Source organism: Actinomadura sp. 6N118, assembly GCF_044326415.1.
In the GTDB taxonomy this organism is placed as follows: Bacteria; Actinomycetota; Actinomycetes; order Streptosporangiales; family Streptosporangiaceae; genus Spirillospora.
Genome location: NZ_JBIRAZ010000026.1, coordinates 53,466 through 68,573, shown reverse-complemented (window position 1 = coordinate 68,573; position 15,108 = coordinate 53,466). Strand labels below are relative to the sequence as shown.

15 protein-coding genes and 1 riboswitch are annotated in these 15,108 nt (G+C 68.7%); of the genes, 2 read left to right on the top strand and 13 right to left on the bottom strand.

The window, feature by feature from the left end; all coding sequences use genetic code 11:
* Nucleotides 1-6 precede the first annotated feature (6 nt).
* Both ACH34W_RS45615 and ACH34W_RS45610 read right to left on the bottom strand, forming a co-directional pair.
* Complete coding sequence (locus ACH34W_RS45615) at nucleotides 7-624, bottom strand: TetR/AcrR family transcriptional regulator (protein ID WP_395967488.1); 618 nt, start codon at nucleotides 622-624, stop codon at nucleotides 7-9.
* A 125-nt stretch (nucleotides 625-749) separates the two neighbouring features.
* A complete protein-coding gene (locus ACH34W_RS45610) occupies nucleotides 750-1,823 on the bottom strand; it encodes a cation diffusion facilitator family transporter (protein ID WP_395967487.1) in 1,074 nt (357 codons plus the stop codon).
* Between the two features lie 46 nt (nucleotides 1,824-1,869).
* Between ACH34W_RS45610 and ACH34W_RS45605 the strand changes: the two genes are divergently transcribed.
* Nucleotides 1,870-2,229 (top strand): ArsR/SmtB family transcription factor, encoded by a 360-nt coding sequence (locus ACH34W_RS45605; protein WP_395967486.1) that lies wholly within the window; start codon nucleotides 1,870-1,872, stop codon nucleotides 2,227-2,229.
* 92 nt (nucleotides 2,230-2,321) lie between these two features.
* Here ACH34W_RS45605 and ACH34W_RS45600 read toward each other — a convergent pair whose 3' ends face one another.
* The 10 genes from ACH34W_RS45600 to pruA all read right to left on the bottom strand — a co-directional run bounded on the left by ACH34W_RS45600 (nucleotide 2,322) and on the right by pruA (nucleotide 12,821).
* Nucleotides 2,322-2,630 (bottom strand): ArsR/SmtB family transcription factor, encoded by a 309-nt coding sequence (locus ACH34W_RS45600; protein WP_395967485.1) that lies wholly within the window; start codon nucleotides 2,628-2,630, stop codon nucleotides 2,322-2,324.
* 92 nt (nucleotides 2,631-2,722) lie between these two features.
* On the bottom strand, nucleotides 2,723-3,031 hold the full coding sequence (locus ACH34W_RS45595) for a hypothetical protein (protein ID WP_395967484.1): 309 nt from the start codon (nucleotides 3,029-3,031) through the stop codon (nucleotides 2,723-2,725).
* A gap of 274 nt (nucleotides 3,032-3,305) precedes the next feature.
* Complete coding sequence (gene ligA, locus ACH34W_RS45590) at nucleotides 3,306-5,417, bottom strand: NAD-dependent DNA ligase LigA (RefSeq protein ID WP_395967483.1); 2,112 nt, start codon at nucleotides 5,415-5,417, stop codon at nucleotides 3,306-3,308.
* 24 nt (nucleotides 5,418-5,441) lie between these two features.
* A riboswitch (TPP riboswitch) is annotated at nucleotides 5,442-5,600 on the top strand.
* Nucleotides 5,601-5,617: 17 nt separating this feature from the next.
* Nucleotides 5,618-6,328 (bottom strand): ABC transporter ATP-binding protein, encoded by a 711-nt coding sequence (locus ACH34W_RS45585; RefSeq protein WP_395967482.1) that lies wholly within the window; start codon nucleotides 6,326-6,328, stop codon nucleotides 5,618-5,620.
* The gene (locus tag ACH34W_RS45580) at nucleotides 6,321-7,121 is read right to left on the bottom strand and encodes an ABC transporter ATP-binding protein (RefSeq protein ID WP_395967481.1); all 801 of its coding nucleotides are present in this window, start codon (nucleotides 7,119-7,121) and stop codon (nucleotides 6,321-6,323) included. The genes ACH34W_RS45585 and ACH34W_RS45580 overlap by 8 nt, the downstream gene beginning before the upstream one ends.
* Nucleotides 7,121-8,122, bottom strand: coding sequence for a branched-chain amino acid ABC transporter permease (locus ACH34W_RS45575; RefSeq protein ID WP_395967480.1), 1,002 nt, complete (start codon nucleotides 8,120-8,122; stop codon nucleotides 7,121-7,123). The genes ACH34W_RS45580 and ACH34W_RS45575 overlap by 1 nt, the downstream gene beginning before the upstream one ends.
* Nucleotides 8,119-9,012: a branched-chain amino acid ABC transporter permease gene (locus ACH34W_RS45570; RefSeq protein WP_395967479.1), complete on the bottom strand. Its 894-nt coding sequence runs from the start codon at nucleotides 9,010-9,012 to the stop codon at nucleotides 8,119-8,121. Before ACH34W_RS45570 ends, ACH34W_RS45575 begins: the two co-directional genes overlap by 4 nt.
* A gap of 6 nt (nucleotides 9,013-9,018) precedes the next feature.
* Complete coding sequence (locus tag ACH34W_RS45565; protein WP_395967478.1) at nucleotides 9,019-10,170, bottom strand: branched-chain amino acid ABC transporter substrate-binding protein; 1,152 nt, start codon at nucleotides 10,168-10,170, stop codon at nucleotides 9,019-9,021.
* Between the two features lie 46 nt (nucleotides 10,171-10,216).
* Nucleotides 10,217-11,146: a proline dehydrogenase family protein gene (locus ACH34W_RS45560; protein ID WP_395967477.1), complete on the bottom strand. Its 930-nt coding sequence runs from the start codon at nucleotides 11,144-11,146 to the stop codon at nucleotides 10,217-10,219.
* A gap of 46 nt (nucleotides 11,147-11,192) precedes the next feature.
* The gene (gene pruA / locus ACH34W_RS45555; protein ID WP_395967476.1) at nucleotides 11,193-12,821 is read right to left on the bottom strand and encodes an L-glutamate gamma-semialdehyde dehydrogenase; all 1,629 of its coding nucleotides are present in this window, start codon (nucleotides 12,819-12,821) and stop codon (nucleotides 11,193-11,195) included.
* A 153-nt stretch (nucleotides 12,822-12,974) separates the two neighbouring features.
* Between pruA and ACH34W_RS45550 the strand changes: the two genes are divergently transcribed.
* Nucleotides 12,975-14,561 carry a PucR family transcriptional regulator gene (locus ACH34W_RS45550; protein ID WP_395967475.1) on the top strand — a complete coding sequence of 529 codons (1,587 nt, stop codon included), beginning with the start codon at nucleotides 12,975-12,977 and terminating at the stop codon, nucleotides 14,559-14,561.
* A gap of 39 nt (nucleotides 14,562-14,600) precedes the next feature.
* On the opposite strand, the gene ACH34W_RS45545 is transcribed toward ACH34W_RS45550, so the two are convergent.
* A complete protein-coding gene (locus tag ACH34W_RS45545) occupies nucleotides 14,601-15,068 on the bottom strand; it encodes a hypothetical protein (RefSeq protein ID WP_395967474.1) in 468 nt (155 codons plus the stop codon).
* Nucleotides 15,069-15,108 lie beyond the last annotated feature (40 nt).

Sequence of the window (15,108 nt, the reverse complement as noted above, 5' to 3'; positions counted from 1 at the left end):
GGGTCGCTATGCATTCGATCGCCTTTCGCCTGTCTCCGCACCGAGACTGCGCAGGACGAAAGTGGTGACCCGTTCCGTCGTCTCCTCAAGGTCACGGTTGCCCTGCCCGAGCGGAAAACGTTCCGCCCCTAGGCACGCATGAACGAGGTTGGCGGTGGCCGCCGGGTCGCTCGGCGCGAACTCCCCCGCCTCCACCCCTCTCCGGATGATGTCGGTGAGAAGCATGCCGAGAGGCTGAACGTGCGCGTGCATCTCCCGGTAACCGTCGGGCCCCAGCAAGGTGGCGAGCTCGGGCCCGGCGGGCTGCGGATAGGCCGCGAAGTCGGCCAGCTGCTGGTGTACGTAGGCGACGATCTGCTCGGTCGCCGTTGCGGCCGAGCCCAGCGCCCCGGTCAGCTCGTCCATGAACCGTTCGGTCTCGTACCGCGCATGAGCGATCAGCAACGCCCTGACATCGGGGAAGTAGTTGTAGACCACGCTGCGGTGCAGCCCCGCCCGTCCCGCGACCTCGGCCATCGTCAGCTTGTCCACCCCGTCCGAGGCCATCACGTCCCGGACCGCAACAAGGATCTTTTCCCGGGTCACGGCACGATGCTGGTCAGGGCTTCCGGAGATGCGAGGCACGTCCTGCATGGTAGAAGACACGGCCCTGTGCGCACGTGCTCGCCGCTCCCGGGTGGCGGGGCAGAGCTTCCGTTCGGTGAGGCTGGCTCACGACCCTCGTCAGACCTACCGGCCGAGGGCTGCCATCAGGCGGTGTGGTGACCGTGCAGCACGGCGTGGTGGTCAGTCCCGTCATGGCTGTCAGGGTCGGTATGCACGGTAGCGGCTCGCAGGCGGGGCAGATCATGGATGAGCCTGTGCTCGGCGTCCACCGCCACGGCGTGCGCCTGTGCCAGCGACAGATCCGGTGCCAGCACGATGTCGGTCTCGGCACGCAGCGCGTGGCCGACCCAGCGCAGCCGCACACGGCCGACCCGCCGGACGCCGTCCACCTGAGCCAGGATCTGTTCGGCCTCGGCAACCAGCGCGGGATCCACCGCGTCCATCAGCCGGTGATAGATCTCCCTGACCGCATCCCGCAGCACAAAACAGATCGCGACCGTGATGAGCAGCCCGATGATCGGGTCGGCGATCGGATGGCCGAGCGCGGCCCCGGCCGCGCCGACCAGGACCGCCAGTGAGGTGAAGCCGTCGGTGCGAGCATGCAGCCCGTCGGCGACCAGCGCCGCCGAGCCGATCTCCCGGCCCGCCTTGATCCGATAGCGCGCCACCCACTCGTTCCCCAGGAAGCCGGCCACGGCCGCGGCGGCGACCCACCACAGCGCGCGAACGTCCTGCGGATCGACCAGGCGCCGGAACGCCTCGTACCCGGCCAGCGCCGCCGACCCAGCAATGATCACCACGATGACCAGGCCGGCGAGATCCTCCGCACGCCCATACCCGTAGGTGAACCGACGCGTGGCCGCCCGCCGTCCGATCAGGAACGCGATGGCCAGAGGCACCGCCGTCAACGCGTCCGCCACGTTGTGCAGTGTGTCGCCGAGCAGCGCGACCGACCCCGAGAACACCACGATCACGGCCTGGATCGCCGCCGTGATCATCAAGATCCCGAACGACAACCCGAGCACGCGCAACCCGCGCCCGCTGGACTCCAACGCCTCATCGGTCTTGTCGGCACTGTCGTGGCTGTGCGGTGTGAGCAGGTGCCGGACCCTCCCCAGCAGTGCCCGGACCGCCCCGGCGTTCCGTCCATGGTCATGGCCGTGACCGTGACCGTGAGGGTGATTGTGCTCGCGCTGTCTTTTGTGGGCGTCGGACACTGCGCTCCTCCCTTGCAGACGGCGGTTTCGGCCAATATATGTAGTCATGTACGCACGCGGCTACAAGGCAGGTGCCACCCCATTGCAAGAGCAACCTTCGAGCGCCCAGATCGAGGCGGCCACGGCCTCCTTCCGGATGCTCGCCGACTCGACCCGACTCCGGCTGATGTGGCTTCTGACCTCGGAGGAGTACGACGTCACCACGCTGGCGTCGGACCTGGACGTGGCACGCCCCTTGGTCTCCCAGCACCTGGCGAAACTGCGCATGACCGGTTTGGTGAACACCCGGCGAGACGGCCGCAGAGTCCTCTACCGGGCCCGGGACACCCACGTTCGGGCGATCATCACCGAGGCTCTCTTCCACGCTGACCACGAGGTGAGCGGAAAGCCCCGCCACGACCATTGAACGCACCGGTCAGCCGGTCCACGACGGAACCCCGCCGCCCACCAGGCTCAATGATCACGACAACCGGACGGAATGACAGGCCGGGATTCCGCTTAGATTTCCGCGGCGTGCCTGATGGCTTCCAAGGCGATGTGCGCGATGTGATCGTCGACGAGGGAGTACTCGATCTCGCGGGCCTGGCGGCGGGCCACCACGATCCGCGACGCGCGCAGCACCCGCAGGTGCTGGGACACAAGCGGCTGGCTCACTCCCAAAGCAGCCACAAGCTCATGAACGCGCCTGCCTCCGTCGGCCAGCTCACGAATGATCCCCAACCGCACCGGGGACGCCAACGCCCGCAGCAGCTCGCTGGCAGGATGCAACTCCTGCAGGGGTTCCTCAGTAGAGGAAATGGTATTCACATGCACAAATTAGCATGTGAATACCATTTCCATCATAGTCACGGCCGGAGCGTGACCCCCGGCGTCACGCTCGCACCGACGACGCGGCACGGTCAGTGGTCGTCCCAGTGTCCCTCGTGCGACGCGTGGCGGTGCCCGTCATGCAGGTAGTCCACGTGGTCATCGTGCGGGACGGCGACGTGGCCGCAGCCATGCCCGTGCTGGTGCTCGTGCTGGTCGGCCTCGTGCACCACGTGGCCGGACGCGCCGCACTCGTCGACGTGGCCCTCGTGGACACGGTGGATGTGCCCGTCATGCAGATAGTCGATGTGATCGTCATGGGGGAAGGCCACATGGCCGCAGCCCTCACCGTGAACGTGCGAGTGTTCGCTGTGTGTGCGGTGCTCAGTCGCAGTGGACATCACCGAACTCCTTGTCCTGAAGCTGCTTCTGCCATCGATATGGACACCGTCGTGGGCCCGCCCTCCGAATAAGAGCAGTCCACTCAATAAGTGTTACACATTAGCATATGGCGATGTATGAATGGTTGCGCGCCACAGGTATGGGGGATGACGCGCAGCCCCGGTCGCTCCGCGTCGGCGGAGGGACCGGGGCTGCGGGTGATCAGCGGAGTTGCAGGCGGGCAGGATGGTTTGCTCGACGGTGTTGCCGCGGGTGTCGGACGGCCGTTCTGGATCAGATGACGTTGGCTTCGGCCAGCCAGCTCCACAGTTGGTCCTGGTCGACGACCGTGACCCCGAGCTTTTCGGCCTTGCTGGTCTTGGAGGCGCCGACGTTGGCACCGGCGAGCAGGTAGTCGGTGCTGGCCGAAACCGATGAGGCGGTCGTGGCCGCCGCCTGCTCGACGAGGCGCGTGACGTCCGGACGGCTGATCTTCGCGCCCGAGCGCGGGTCGGTGAACGCGCCGGTGATCACGACCGACGTGCCCTTGAGCGGCGAGTCGCCCGCGGCCGCCGCGTCGAGCGGCCGGTCCTCGGCCAGCACATCGAGGTCCACGCCGCGTTCACGCAGCGCCGCGATCTCCTCCTGGACCTCCGCGCGGGCGAAGAAGGCCACGATGCTCTCGGCGGCCTTCGGCCCGATGTCGCGGATCGCCACCAGATCTTCGGCCGTCGCCGCCGCGATGTCCTCGATGCGCTCGTAGCCGGCCAGGCACAGGCGTTTGGCCGTGCCCTCGGAGGCCATCGGGATCGCCAGTCCGATCAGCGCGCGCCGCAGCCCCATGCCTTTGGAGGACGCGATCGAGTCGACCATGTTCTTGGCGCTGACCTCGCCCATCCGCTCGTAACCGAGCAGTTGCTCGGCCGTCAGATCGTAGAAGTCGCTGCGGCGTTTGAGCACGCCGTCCTCGGCGAGTTTCTCGATCCAGGTGTCGCCGACGCCCTCCATGTCGGCCGCCTGCCGCGAGGCCCAGTGCATCAACCGGCGCGTCGCCTGTGCCGGGCACTGCAGGTTGACGCACCAGCGCTCCTCGCCGGTGCCGCGGACCTCCAGCTCCGAACCGCACGACGGGCAGTGCGTCGGCGGAACGATCTCCACCTCGCTTCCATCGCGTCTCTCCGGCAGCGAACGGCCGGCGAACGGGATCACATCGCCCCGCCGTACGACCGCCACCGTGTCGCCGATCCGCAGGTCGCGCTCGCGGATCAGCCGCGGGTTGTGGAGGGTGATGTTCTCTACCGTCACGCCGCCGACGAACACCGGCGCGACCTTCGCGCGCGGCGGGACGCGGCCGATCTTGCCGACCGGCCACTGGACCGACAGCAGGGTCGTCAGCTTCTCCTCCGGCGGATACTTGAACGCGATCGCTCCGCGCGGCTCGGCGCTGTTGAACCCCGCCGCGTCGAACGCCGCCGGCTCGTGCAGCCGCACGACCGCGCCGTCGATGTCATAGTCCAGCCCGTCGCGGCGACCGCCGATCTCGTGGATCGCGTCCATCGCCTCCTCGACACTCGCGCATACGTACTGCGCGACCGCCTCGAAACCCGCCGGGATCTCCACCGCGACACCGTCGCGGTCAGCGCCGAAGGCAAAGAACCGCAGCACTCGCTTGGCCTGCGCAGCCGCCTGGGGGTCTTTCAGCACCAGCGTCCCGGCGGCGCCCGACCGGGGGTTGGTCAGCGTCCGGTCCGGGTGCGCCTGGTTGTAGGCGGCCCACACCGACCGCAGCATCACCGCCTCACCGCGGACCTCGATGCGCCCAGGCGCCGCGATCTCGGTCGGCAGACCCGGAATCACGTGGCGCACCTTCTCGGTCACCAGCTCGCCGACCGTGCCGGTGCCGCGCGTGGCGACGTAGTCGAGCTTCCCGTCGGTGTAGACGACGCTGAGCGAGAGCCCGTCGAGCTTCTCTGACACGCGGAAGACCTGGCCGCCGAAGCGCTGGCAGAACGTGCGGATCTGCTCCTCGCTCGTCGCCTTCGCCAGCGAGAGCATCGGGCGCGCGTGGCGCACGGTCGGGCCGGTCAGCTCCGCAGGCGCATTGACCTTGCCGAGCGGACTGTCGGCCGGCTCAAGCTCCGGGTGCTCGGCGACCAGCGCCGCGAGCTCGTCCTTCAGCGCGTCGTAGTCAGCGTCCGGCAGCGGGCTGTCACCGGTGCCGTAGTACAGGTCGTTCAGTCGCTTGACCTCAGCGGTCAGCTCGGCAATGCGCTCCTCAACATCCACCCCTCGATTAAACGCGATGGCACCGACATTCTCCGCCTCCCCTGCCCCTGTGCGGCTTCGGCAAAGAGTGTCTTCGATAACGGCAAAGACAGGCCTTGGCCCCTGATGCCGCAGCTCCATGGCGATAAACTACTAAGTGGCCTGTGAGGCGAGCGAGGGAGCCCAACTCGAGATTCTCTGAAGGAGAAATCCAACAGAGGAACGAGAGAAGGGCTGAGAGGCCGGAACGCCGCAAGGCGGTACGGTGACCCCTAGCCACCTGATCCGGACAATGCCGGCGAAGGGAGAGCGCTTCACAGGTCTAATCGTGTGTCCAGTGATCATGTGACGCCGCCGAGGTAGGCCTCGACCACGCGCGAGTCGGCGGCCAGTTCATCCGCCGGGCCGTCCAGCACGCAGCGGCCGTTCTCGATCACGTAGCCGCGACTGGCGATCTTGAGTGCGGCCTTGGCGTTCTGCTCGACCAGCAGGACCGCCGTTCCGGAGGCGTTGATGTCGCGGATGACGTCCATGACCGCCGCGACGATCAGCGGTGCGAGCCCCATGGACGGCTCGTCCAGCATGAGCAGGTCCGGGCCGGCCACGAGCGCCCGGCCGATGGCGAGCATCTGCTGCTCGCCGCCGGACAGCGTGCCGCCGTGCTGACCACGCCGCTCGGCCAGCCTGGGCAGCAGCTCGTAGGCCCGGTCCACGCGGCGGGCCAGCTCCTTGGCCTCACGCAGCAGGTACCCGCCGAGCAGGAGGTTCTCGTGCACGGTGAGCGTGCTGAAGATCCGCCGCCCCTCCGGCACGTGTACCAGCCCGCGCGCGACGATCTTGGGTGGCGGGTCGCGCGTGATGTCGGCACCCCGGTAGGTGATGCGGCCGGCACCGGGCTTCACCAGCCCGGACACCGTCGACAGCGTCGTGGTCTTGCCGGCGCCGTTGTTGCCGAGCAGCGCGACGATCTCACCGTCCCCGACCGTGAGGGACAGCCCGCGCAGGGCCTGCACGCCGCCGTAGCCCACCTCGAGATCTTTCACCTCAAGCACCGCTGACCTCCTTGCGGGCCGTCTCGACCTCTGATTCGTCGGCGTCGCGACCGAGATAGGCCTCGATCACCGCCGGGTCGCCGCGGACCTCCCCGGGCGTGCCGTCGGCGATCTCCTTGCCGAAGTTGAGCACCACGACCCGGTCCGACACCTGCATGACCAGGCCCATGTCGTGCTCGATGAGCGCGATCGCGATGCCGAGCTCGCGGATCCTTCGGATGAGTTCGAGCAGCTCGGCCTTCTCACTGTGGTTCAGGCCGGCTGCGGGCTCGTCGAGCAGCAGGAGGCTCGGCCGCCGCGCCAGCGCCCGCGCGATCTCGACCCGGCGCCGCTCTCCGTACGGGAGATTCCGTACGAGCCCGGCCCGGTCGCCGCGCAGGCCCACGAAGTCGAGCCACTTGTGCGCCTCCTGGGTGCCCTCTTGCTCACTGCGGCGGTACCGCGGCGTGTGCAGCAGCGCGTCCAGGACACGCTGTCTGAGCCAGAGGTGCGTACCGGCCCGGACGTTGTCCAGCACCGACATCTCGTCGAAGACCCGAAGGTTCTGGAACGTACGGGAGATACCGCGCGCGGCGATCAGGGACGGGCGCCGGCCGGTCACGTCGGAGCCGTTCAGCGTGATCCGGCCGCCGGTCGGCCGGTAGAAGCCGGTGACGCAGTTGAACGCCGATGTCTTGCCCGCGCCGTTCGGGCCGATGACCGAGACGATCTCGCCCTGGCCGACGCGGAAGGTGAGCCCGTCGACGGCGCGCACGCCGCCGAAGGCCAGTTGCAGATCCTCGACTTCGAGCATCACTGCTCCCTCGATCGATGGGGCCACAGGCCCTGCGGCCGGACGATCATCATGATGATCAGCAGCACGCCGAACACGAAGAACCGGTAGTCGGCCAGGCCGCGCAGCATCTCCGGCAGCAGACTGATCACGATCGCGCCGATCACCACGCCGGGCGTCGATCCCATGCCGCCGAGGACGACGGCCATCAGGACCAGCGCCGACTGCAGGAAGGTGAAGCTGGCCGGTGAGATCGCCGACAGCTGGGCGGCGAACAGCACACCGGCCAGCCCGCCCCACACCGCGCCGGCGATGTAGGCGGCCAGCTTCACCTTGTAGGTGTGCACGCCCATCGCCTCGGCGGCGTCCTCGTCCTCGCGGACGAACCGCCAGGCTCGCCCGAGACGGGACCGGCCCAGCCTGGCCGCGAGCAGCACCGCCGCCGCCACTATCAGCAGCACCACGTAGTAGAAGACCACCGGCTCGGACGTGGCATCACCGAACAACCCGGGGATGCCGTAGATGCCCGACGGGCCGCCGGTGACGTCCAGGTTGTTCGCGACGATCCGGATGATCTCCCCGAAGCCCAGGGTCACGATCGCCAGGTAGTCGCTGCGCAGCCGCAGGGTCGGCCCGCCGATGACGACCCCCGCGATCACGGTGACGACGATCACTATCGGGACCGTCGCCAGCAGCGGCAGCTTCAGCTCGGTGGACAGCACCCCGCTGGTGTACGCGCCCACCGCGAAGAAGGCGGCGTAACCCAGGTCGAGCAGCCCGCAGTAGCCGACCACGATGTTCAGGCCGACGGCGAGCATCACGAAGATGATCGCGCTGGTCATGATGTTCATCGCGTACGGCGTCGCGATGACGAACGGCGCGAGCAGCCCGACCACCAGACCCGCCCAGCCGAGGTGCCGGCTCTCCAGGAACCGGCTGATGAACGTCGGGCCCCGGCCCTTCACCGGCTTGACCAGCGGATCCTGCACGACGGTGCCATCGCTCACACGCTGCTCGCTCATACGCGCTCCGTCACTCGTTCGCCGAGCAGCCCGGTGGGCCGTATCGTCAGGAACAGGATCAGGAAGCCGAAGGCGAAGACGTCGCGCCACTCGCCGCCCAGCCAGTGGGTGCCGAAGGACTCCAGCAGTCCCAGCACCAGGCCGCCGAGCATGGTCCCGGGGATGTTGCCGATGCCGCCGATGACTGCCGCGGTGAACGCCTTGAGCCCGATGATGAAGCCCATCAGGAAGTCGATCTTCCCGTAGTAGCCGCCCGCCATCACCCCGGCCGCGCCTGCCAGCGCCGACCCGATGAAGAACGTCCGGGCGATGACCGCGTTCACGTCGATGCCCATGAGCAGGGAGGCCTTGGGATCCAGCGCGATCGCCCGCATGGCCCGGCCCTCCCGGGTCCGCGTGATCAAGATGTTCAGCGCCACCATCAACAGGACGGACACTGCCATCAGGGCGAGTTGCTGCACCGTGATCCGGGCGCCGAGCACGTTCAGGGACGTACCGTCCAGCCGCACCGGATAGACCTTCGGGTTGGGCCCGGCCACGATGCGCATGCCGTACTCCAGCGCGAACGAGGCGCCGATCGCGGTGATCAGCAATGAGAGCCGGGGCGAGCCGCGCAGCGGCCGGTAGGCCACCCGCTCGATGACGATGCCCGAGAGACCTGTCGCGACCATGGTCAGGATGAGCACGATGAACAGCGCCGCCAGCGAGGCGGACTTCACCATCCCGCCCAGCGCGCCGAGCATCGCGAATCCGCTGAACGCGCCGAGCATGTACAGGTCACCGTGGGCGAAGTTGAGCAGCTTGATGATGCCGTACACCATGCTGTAGCCCAACGCGACCAGGGCGTAGAAGGAGCCGACGAATAGACCGTTCCAGATCAGTTGCGACATGGACGCCTACTTCAGCGAGTCCTGGAGGGCGAACTTGCCGCCCTTGACGACCAGGATCACGAAGCCGCCATTGCTGATCGTGTGCTGCGGGGTGAACTTCAGCGGCCCGGAGAACAGCCGCAGCCCGTTGATGGCCTCCAGCGCCGAAGTGATCTTGTCGCCGTCGCTGCCGCCGGCGTTCTTGATCGCCTCGGCGGCCACCCGCACGGCGTCGTAGGACTGCGTGGAGTACGGGCCGGGGGCGGCGCCGAACTTCTGCTTGTAGGAGGCGATCCACCCTTCCGCACCTTCGACGGTGTCTGGGGTCTGCGTCATCGTGGCGTAGGTGCCCTCGGCGGTCTTGTCACCCGCGATCTTGATCATCTTGGCGTCGACCGAGCCGTCGCCCACCATGAACCGGCCCTTGTACCCCGCCTGGCGGAGCTGCCGCAGCAGCAGGCCGCCCTCCTGGTAATAGCCGGTCCAGTAGATGAAGTCGGGGTTCGACCTCAGGACGGTCGTGACGTTGGCGGAGTAGTCGCTCTCCCCCGGATTGACCGACGCGACGCCGGCCTTGTCCGGCCCGCCCGGTTTGTCAAGCTCGGCGGCGGTGCGAACCGCGATGTCCTTGGAGTAGGAGGTGTTGTCGTCCATCACGGCGACCTTCTTGGCCCCGCTCTTGGTCATCCAGGCGATGCCGGCCGCGGCCTGCTGGTCACCGGTTCCGTTGATGAGGAAGATGTGCTTGAGCTTCTGCTCGACGAGCTCGCTGGAGTTCGCCGCCGGGATGATCATTGGGATCTTGGCGCGGTCGAAGACCGGCAGTGTGGGCAGCGTCGCGCCCGAGCAGTATCCGCCGACCGACACGGCGACGCCCGCGGCGACGAGCTTGTTCGCCGCGGCGACCGCGGTCTTGGGGTCACACGCGTCGTCCTCGGCGCGAAGCTGCAGCTTGCGGCCCAGCACGCCGCCCTTGGCGTTGATCTCATCGATCGCCAGTTGGGCGCCGTTCTTCATGTACGGGCCGATGTCGGCACTGCTTCCGGACAGGGGAATGCCCATCCCCAGCAGGATCGGTCCCTCGTCGTTCTTGGTGTCACTGCCGAGCAGGCCCTGGCCACAGGCAGAGGTGGCCAGGGCGGCAACCGCCAGAACGGCACCGAGCGCTGTCTTGTTCATGAAGGTCTCCGTGAAAGGGGGGTGTGTAAGGGGGGCCTGATCGGCTCTAGCCGCTCGTGGCGAGGCTGCGCAGGAAGAAGGCGAGGTTCGCCGGTCGTTCGGCGAGCCTGCGCATGAAGTAGCCGTACCACTCGACGCCGTAGGGAACGTAGACGCGGACGGTGTCGCCGCGGGCAGCGAGGCGTCGTTGCTCGGCAGGCCGGACTCCGTAGAGCATCTGGAGTTCGTAATCGTTTCGGTCGCGCCCGGATCGGGCCGCCAGCCGTCCGGCGATGTCGATGATTCTCGGGTCGTGGGAGGCCACCATGGGGTATCCCCTCCCTCGCATGAGGATCCCGAGGCACCGCACGTAGGACTTGTCCACATCGCGCTTGTCCTGGTAGGCGACGGACGGAGGCTCGGCATAGGCGCCCTTGCACAGCCGAACCCGCGAATCCGTACCGGAGAGGTCACGGCAGTCCTGCTCGCTGCGCCGGAGGTATGCCTGGAGTACGGCACCGACCCACGGGAAGTCCGCGCGCAGCTCGCGAAGCATGCCGAGAGTGGAGTCGGTCGTGGTGTGGTCTTCCATGTCGAGCGTGACGGTCGCGCCCGCGGCGGCGGCGGCCGCACAGATCGCCCTGGCGTTGTCCAGCGCGATCTTCTCGCCGTCGGCCGGCAGCTGGCGGCCGACGGCCGACAGCTTGATGGACACGTCCGAGCCGGCGCTGGCGCCCATGTCCGCCAGCACGGTCAGCAGCGTGCGGTAGGCGTCGACGGTGGCCCTGGCCTGCACCCGGTCGGTGGTGTCCTCGCCAAGGTGGTCGAGGGTCACCCGCCGTCCGTCCGCCATGAGCTCGGAGGCGACGCGCACGGCGTCCGCCGTTTCCGGACCGGCGACGAACCGGTCGATCACCGACCTCGTCATGGGGATGGTCTCGATCAGTGACCGCGCCCGAGCGGAGCGGGCGGCGGCCAGGATGGCTGAACGCGGCATGGCGATCCTCTCAGCCCTGGTGGAGGGCTCAGCCTGGTTGGGGGACTCAGCCCTGGTGGGGGTAGCCGACGCTGGTCGGCGGGACGAGGTTCTCCTTGATCGAGCGCGGGCTGGTCCAGCGCAGCAGGTTGAACACCGAGCCGGCCTTGTCGTTGGTGCCCGAGCCGCGGGCGCCGCCGAACGGCTGCTGGCCGACGACCGCACCCGTGGGCTTGTCATTGACATAGAAGTTCCCGGCGGCGAAGCGCAGCGACTCGGTCGCGCCGGCGATCGCGGCTCGGTCCGTGGCGATGATCGATCCGGTCAGCGCGTAGTCCGTGGTGCCGTCGATCAGCTCCAGGATCTCGTCGTACTCGGCGTCGTCGTAGACGTGCACCGCGAGGATCGGGCCGAAATACTCGGTGCGGAACACCTCGTGCCGGGGGTTGGCCGAGACCAGTACGGTGGGCCGGACGAAGAAGCCGACGGAGTCGTCGCAGGTCCCTCCCGCGATGACGGCGAGCTCGGGGTCGGCGGCGGCTCGCCGCAGCACGTCCGCGTGGCGGTCGAAGGCGCGTCGGTCGATCACCGCGCCGGCGAAGTTGCGCAGGTCGGTGACGTTGCCGACGGGCAGAGCCTCGGTCTCGGCGACCAGGTCGTCGCGCAGCCGTTCCCAGATCGAGCGGGGAACGTACGCGCGCGAGACGGCCGAGCACTTCTGTCCCTGGTACTCGAAGGCGCCGCGGACCAGCGCGGTGCGCAGCACGTCGACATCGGCCGACGGGTGCGCGAGGACGAAGTCCTTGCCGCCGGTCTCTCCGACCAGCCTCGGATAGCTGCGGTAGCCGGAGATGTTGGCGCCGACCGTGCTCCACAGGTGCTGGAACGTGGCGGTGGAGCCGGTGAAGTGGATGCCGGCCAGGTCCGGGCTGTTCAGCGCGACCCTGGAGACCGCCGTGCCGTCGCCGGGCAGCAGGTTGATCACACCCGGCGGCAGGCCGGCCTCCTCCAGCAGCCGCATGGTCAGGTGCGCGGCGAAACTCTGCGTGGGAGCGGGCTTCCAGAGCACCACGTTGCCCATCAGCGCGGGCGCGGTCGGCAGGTTCCCGGCGATCGCGGTGAAGTTGAACGGCGTGATGGCGTAGACGAATCCTTCGAGGGGCCGCTGTTCCATCCGGTTCCAGGTCCCGGCCCCGCTGATCGGCTGCTCGGCCAGCAGCCGGCGCCCGTAGGCGACGTTGAACCGCCAGAAGTCCGCCAGCTCGCAGGCGGCGTCCACCTCCGCCTGAACGACGGTCTTGGACTGGCCCAGCATCGTCGCCGCGTTCAGCCGGGCACGCCAGGGGCCGCTGAGCAGGTCGGCGGCGCGCAGCAGGACCGCGGCGCGCTCGTCGTAGGGCATCGCACGCCAGGTGGGCGCGGCGCCCCGCGCGGCCTCGACGGCCGCCGCCGCGTCGTCCTCGGTCGCGCTGCGCACGGTGCCGAGCACCCGGGCGTGGTCGTGCGGCTGCACCACGGAGATCGCCTCACCGCCGCCGGGCCGCTGCACGCCCCCGATGGTGCAGGTCAATTCGAGCGGTTCAGCTCCGCCGAGCCGCTTCAGTTCCGCCTCCAGTTCGGCGCGTTCCGGGCTTCCCGGCGCGTAGCCGAGAACCGCTTCGTTCTGCGGTCGGGGGGTCTGGGTGACGGCGTCCACGGCTCGTGCTCCTGCGGGTCGGTTGCTGCTCTGACCTGGGGCCACGCGGGGCGGCCGGGTCGGTTGCCGGGAAACGCTAGGTGCACGGAGCCTTCAGTTCTTTGTCCTAACGGTTAACATTGACCAGCGTCTTTGTACGATTGGACAAGCTCGATGGCCACCTCGCTCCGCCATATCCTGAGCGCCCTGGGCGACCAGGTCGTCGAGGTGCTGACCGCCCCGCGCGGGCTCGGCGCGCAGGTCCGCGACGTGGCGATCCTCGATCCCGAGGACCGTCCCGCACCCATCCCCGGCGCGCTGGCCCTGGTGATCGGGGCGCGCGGGAAGGCCGCGCTTCCGGCCGTCCGCGCCGCCGGGCGCGGCGGCGCGACCGCCGTGGCGGTCAAGGACGCGGCGGGGCTGGTGGACGCGTCCACCGACGCCGGGGTCGCACTCCTGGCCGTCCGCACCGAGGCGCGGTGGGAGCGCCTGGAGGCGCTCACCCGGGGCGTCGTCGACGTGGCGCGCACGCTCGGGGACACCGAGACCGGTGAGGTGCTCGGGGATCTGTTCTCCTTCGCGCAGACGATCGCCACGCTGACCGGTGGCCCGGTCAGCATCGAGGACACCGCCAACCGCGTGCTCGCCTATTCACGGGTGGACGACGAAGCCGACGAGTTCCGCAAGCTGTCGATCCTCGGGTGGGAGGGGCCCGAGCGGTACATGGCGATGCTGCGCGAGTGGGGCGTCTTCCAGCGGCTGCACGCCGGTGAGGGAGTCGTGCGCGTCGAGGAGCGGCCGGAGTTGGGCATCCGGCGGCGGATCGCCGCGGGCGTCCACGCCGGCACGCGGCCGCTGGGCGTGGTGTGGGTCCAGGAGGGCTCGACCCCGCTGACCGAGCAGGCCGAGACGGCCCTGCTGGGCGCCAGCCGGGCCCTGGCGCCACGGCTGATCCGCTACCACGCCCGGTCCGGCCGGGAGACCAGCCTGCGCGAGGACCTGCTGGTCGGCCTGCTCGATGGGCGGCTGGACGCCGGGTCGGCCGCCGACGACATCGGGGCCGATCCCGAACTACCGGCGATGGTGGTGGCCTTCGCCCTGCGCGCGGAAGCCGGGCTGCGCCCGCTACAGCGAGCCGAGCTGGTCAATCTCATCTCGGTGCACGCCGCCGCCTACCGCCGCGCCACCCTGGTCAGCCCGTCCGGTAGCCGGGTGTACGCGCTCCTGCCCGACCTCAGCGAGGGCGCCCCGGCACGCGTGGCGGACCTTGCCGGCGAGATCGTGAACGCCTCCCGCCACCATCTCAAGCTGTCGGTCCACGCCGGGCTCGGAGGGGTCGTACCACGGCTCTCGGAGGTGGCCGTCTCACGCAAAGACGCCGACCGCGTCCTGGACGCGATGGCACGCGGGCACTGGACGGGGGACGTCGCGTCACTTGCGGACATGCGCCCGCATCTCCTGCTGTCGGAGATCATTGCCTTTCTCGGCGAGCAGACCAGGCTCCGCGATCCCCGGCTCGACAAGCTGGCCGCCTACGACGCCGAACACGGCCAGATCCTGATTCCCTCGCTGCTGGCCTTCCTCGACGCCCTGGGCGACGTACGCGGTGCCGCGAGGCGGTTGAACATCCACCCCAACACCCTGCGATACCGCGTACGCCGCGCGGTCGAGATATCCGGCATCGCTCTCGACGACCCTGTCGAGCGGCTGCTCACCGAGCTTCAACTGCGGCAACGCCCTGGCGGTCCGCAACGATCCTAGATCGTTCGCGGTTCCAGATCGTTCGCGGTCGTTGCGACGTCAGTAGTAAACGCGACTCCCCGACATGATGGAGCCGCGGGTGCGTGAGGAGGACTTGAAGAGCAAGTAGAACTTGGTTCCCTTCTTGACCTTGGCCGTGTTGAGCTTGATCTTGCCCTTGTCCCTGGCCCTGACCGTCACGACGCGGCCCAAGGGCCTTCCGCCCTTTGCGAAGAGCTGCACCCTCATGGGAGCGCCCTGCACACCGCTGGCCTCGATCGAGATGTTCGCTCCGACGTTCGTCTTCGTCAGGAGCTTGTTGTGCTTCGGGATGGCCCTGCCGCTGCGAGGACCTGTGTAGCTGGTCACCCTGACCCCGAAGGCGTAGTACTTCTGCGGCTTGGCGATCTGGACAGCGTTCGCGTGACCATCGGACACCGCGGCCATCGCGGGGACGGCGCCCATGGCGAGCGTGAGCGACAGACCTCCGATGACGGCCGTCCGCGAGACGATCGACATCTGACCCATGTGATTCCCTTCCTCCGCCGACAAAACATGATCATCTTTG

Coding starts and splice junctions, on each gene's coding strand:
- ACH34W_RS45605 (WP_395967486.1), top strand. CDS start 1,870: ATGTACGCACGCGGCTACAAGGCAGGTGCCACCCCATTGCAAGAGCAA.
- ACH34W_RS45595 (WP_395967484.1), bottom strand. CDS start 3,031: ATGTCCACTGCGACTGAGCACCGCACACACAGCGAACACTCGCACGTT.
- ligA (WP_395967483.1), bottom strand. CDS start 5,417: ATGGAGCTGCGGCATCAGGGGCCAAGGCCTGTCTTTGCCGTTATCGAA.
- ACH34W_RS45580 (WP_395967481.1), bottom strand. CDS start 7,121: ATGCTCGAAGTCGAGGATCTGCAACTGGCCTTCGGCGGCGTGCGCGCC.
- ACH34W_RS45575 (WP_395967480.1), bottom strand. CDS start 8,122: ATGAGCGAGCAGCGTGTGAGCGATGGCACCGTCGTGCAGGATCCGCTG.
- ACH34W_RS45570 (WP_395967479.1), bottom strand. CDS start 9,012: ATGTCGCAACTGATCTGGAACGGTCTATTCGTCGGCTCCTTCTACGCC.
- ACH34W_RS45565 (WP_395967478.1), bottom strand. CDS start 10,170: ATGAACAAGACAGCGCTCGGTGCCGTTCTGGCGGTTGCCGCCCTGGCC.
- ACH34W_RS45560 (WP_395967477.1), bottom strand. CDS start 11,146: ATGCCGCGTTCAGCCATCCTGGCCGCCGCCCGCTCCGCTCGGGCGCGG.
- ACH34W_RS45550 (WP_395967475.1), top strand. CDS start 12,975: ATGGCCACCTCGCTCCGCCATATCCTGAGCGCCCTGGGCGACCAGGTC.
- ACH34W_RS45545 (WP_395967474.1), bottom strand. CDS start 15,068: ATGGGTCAGATGTCGATCGTCTCGCGGACGGCCGTCATCGGAGGTCTG.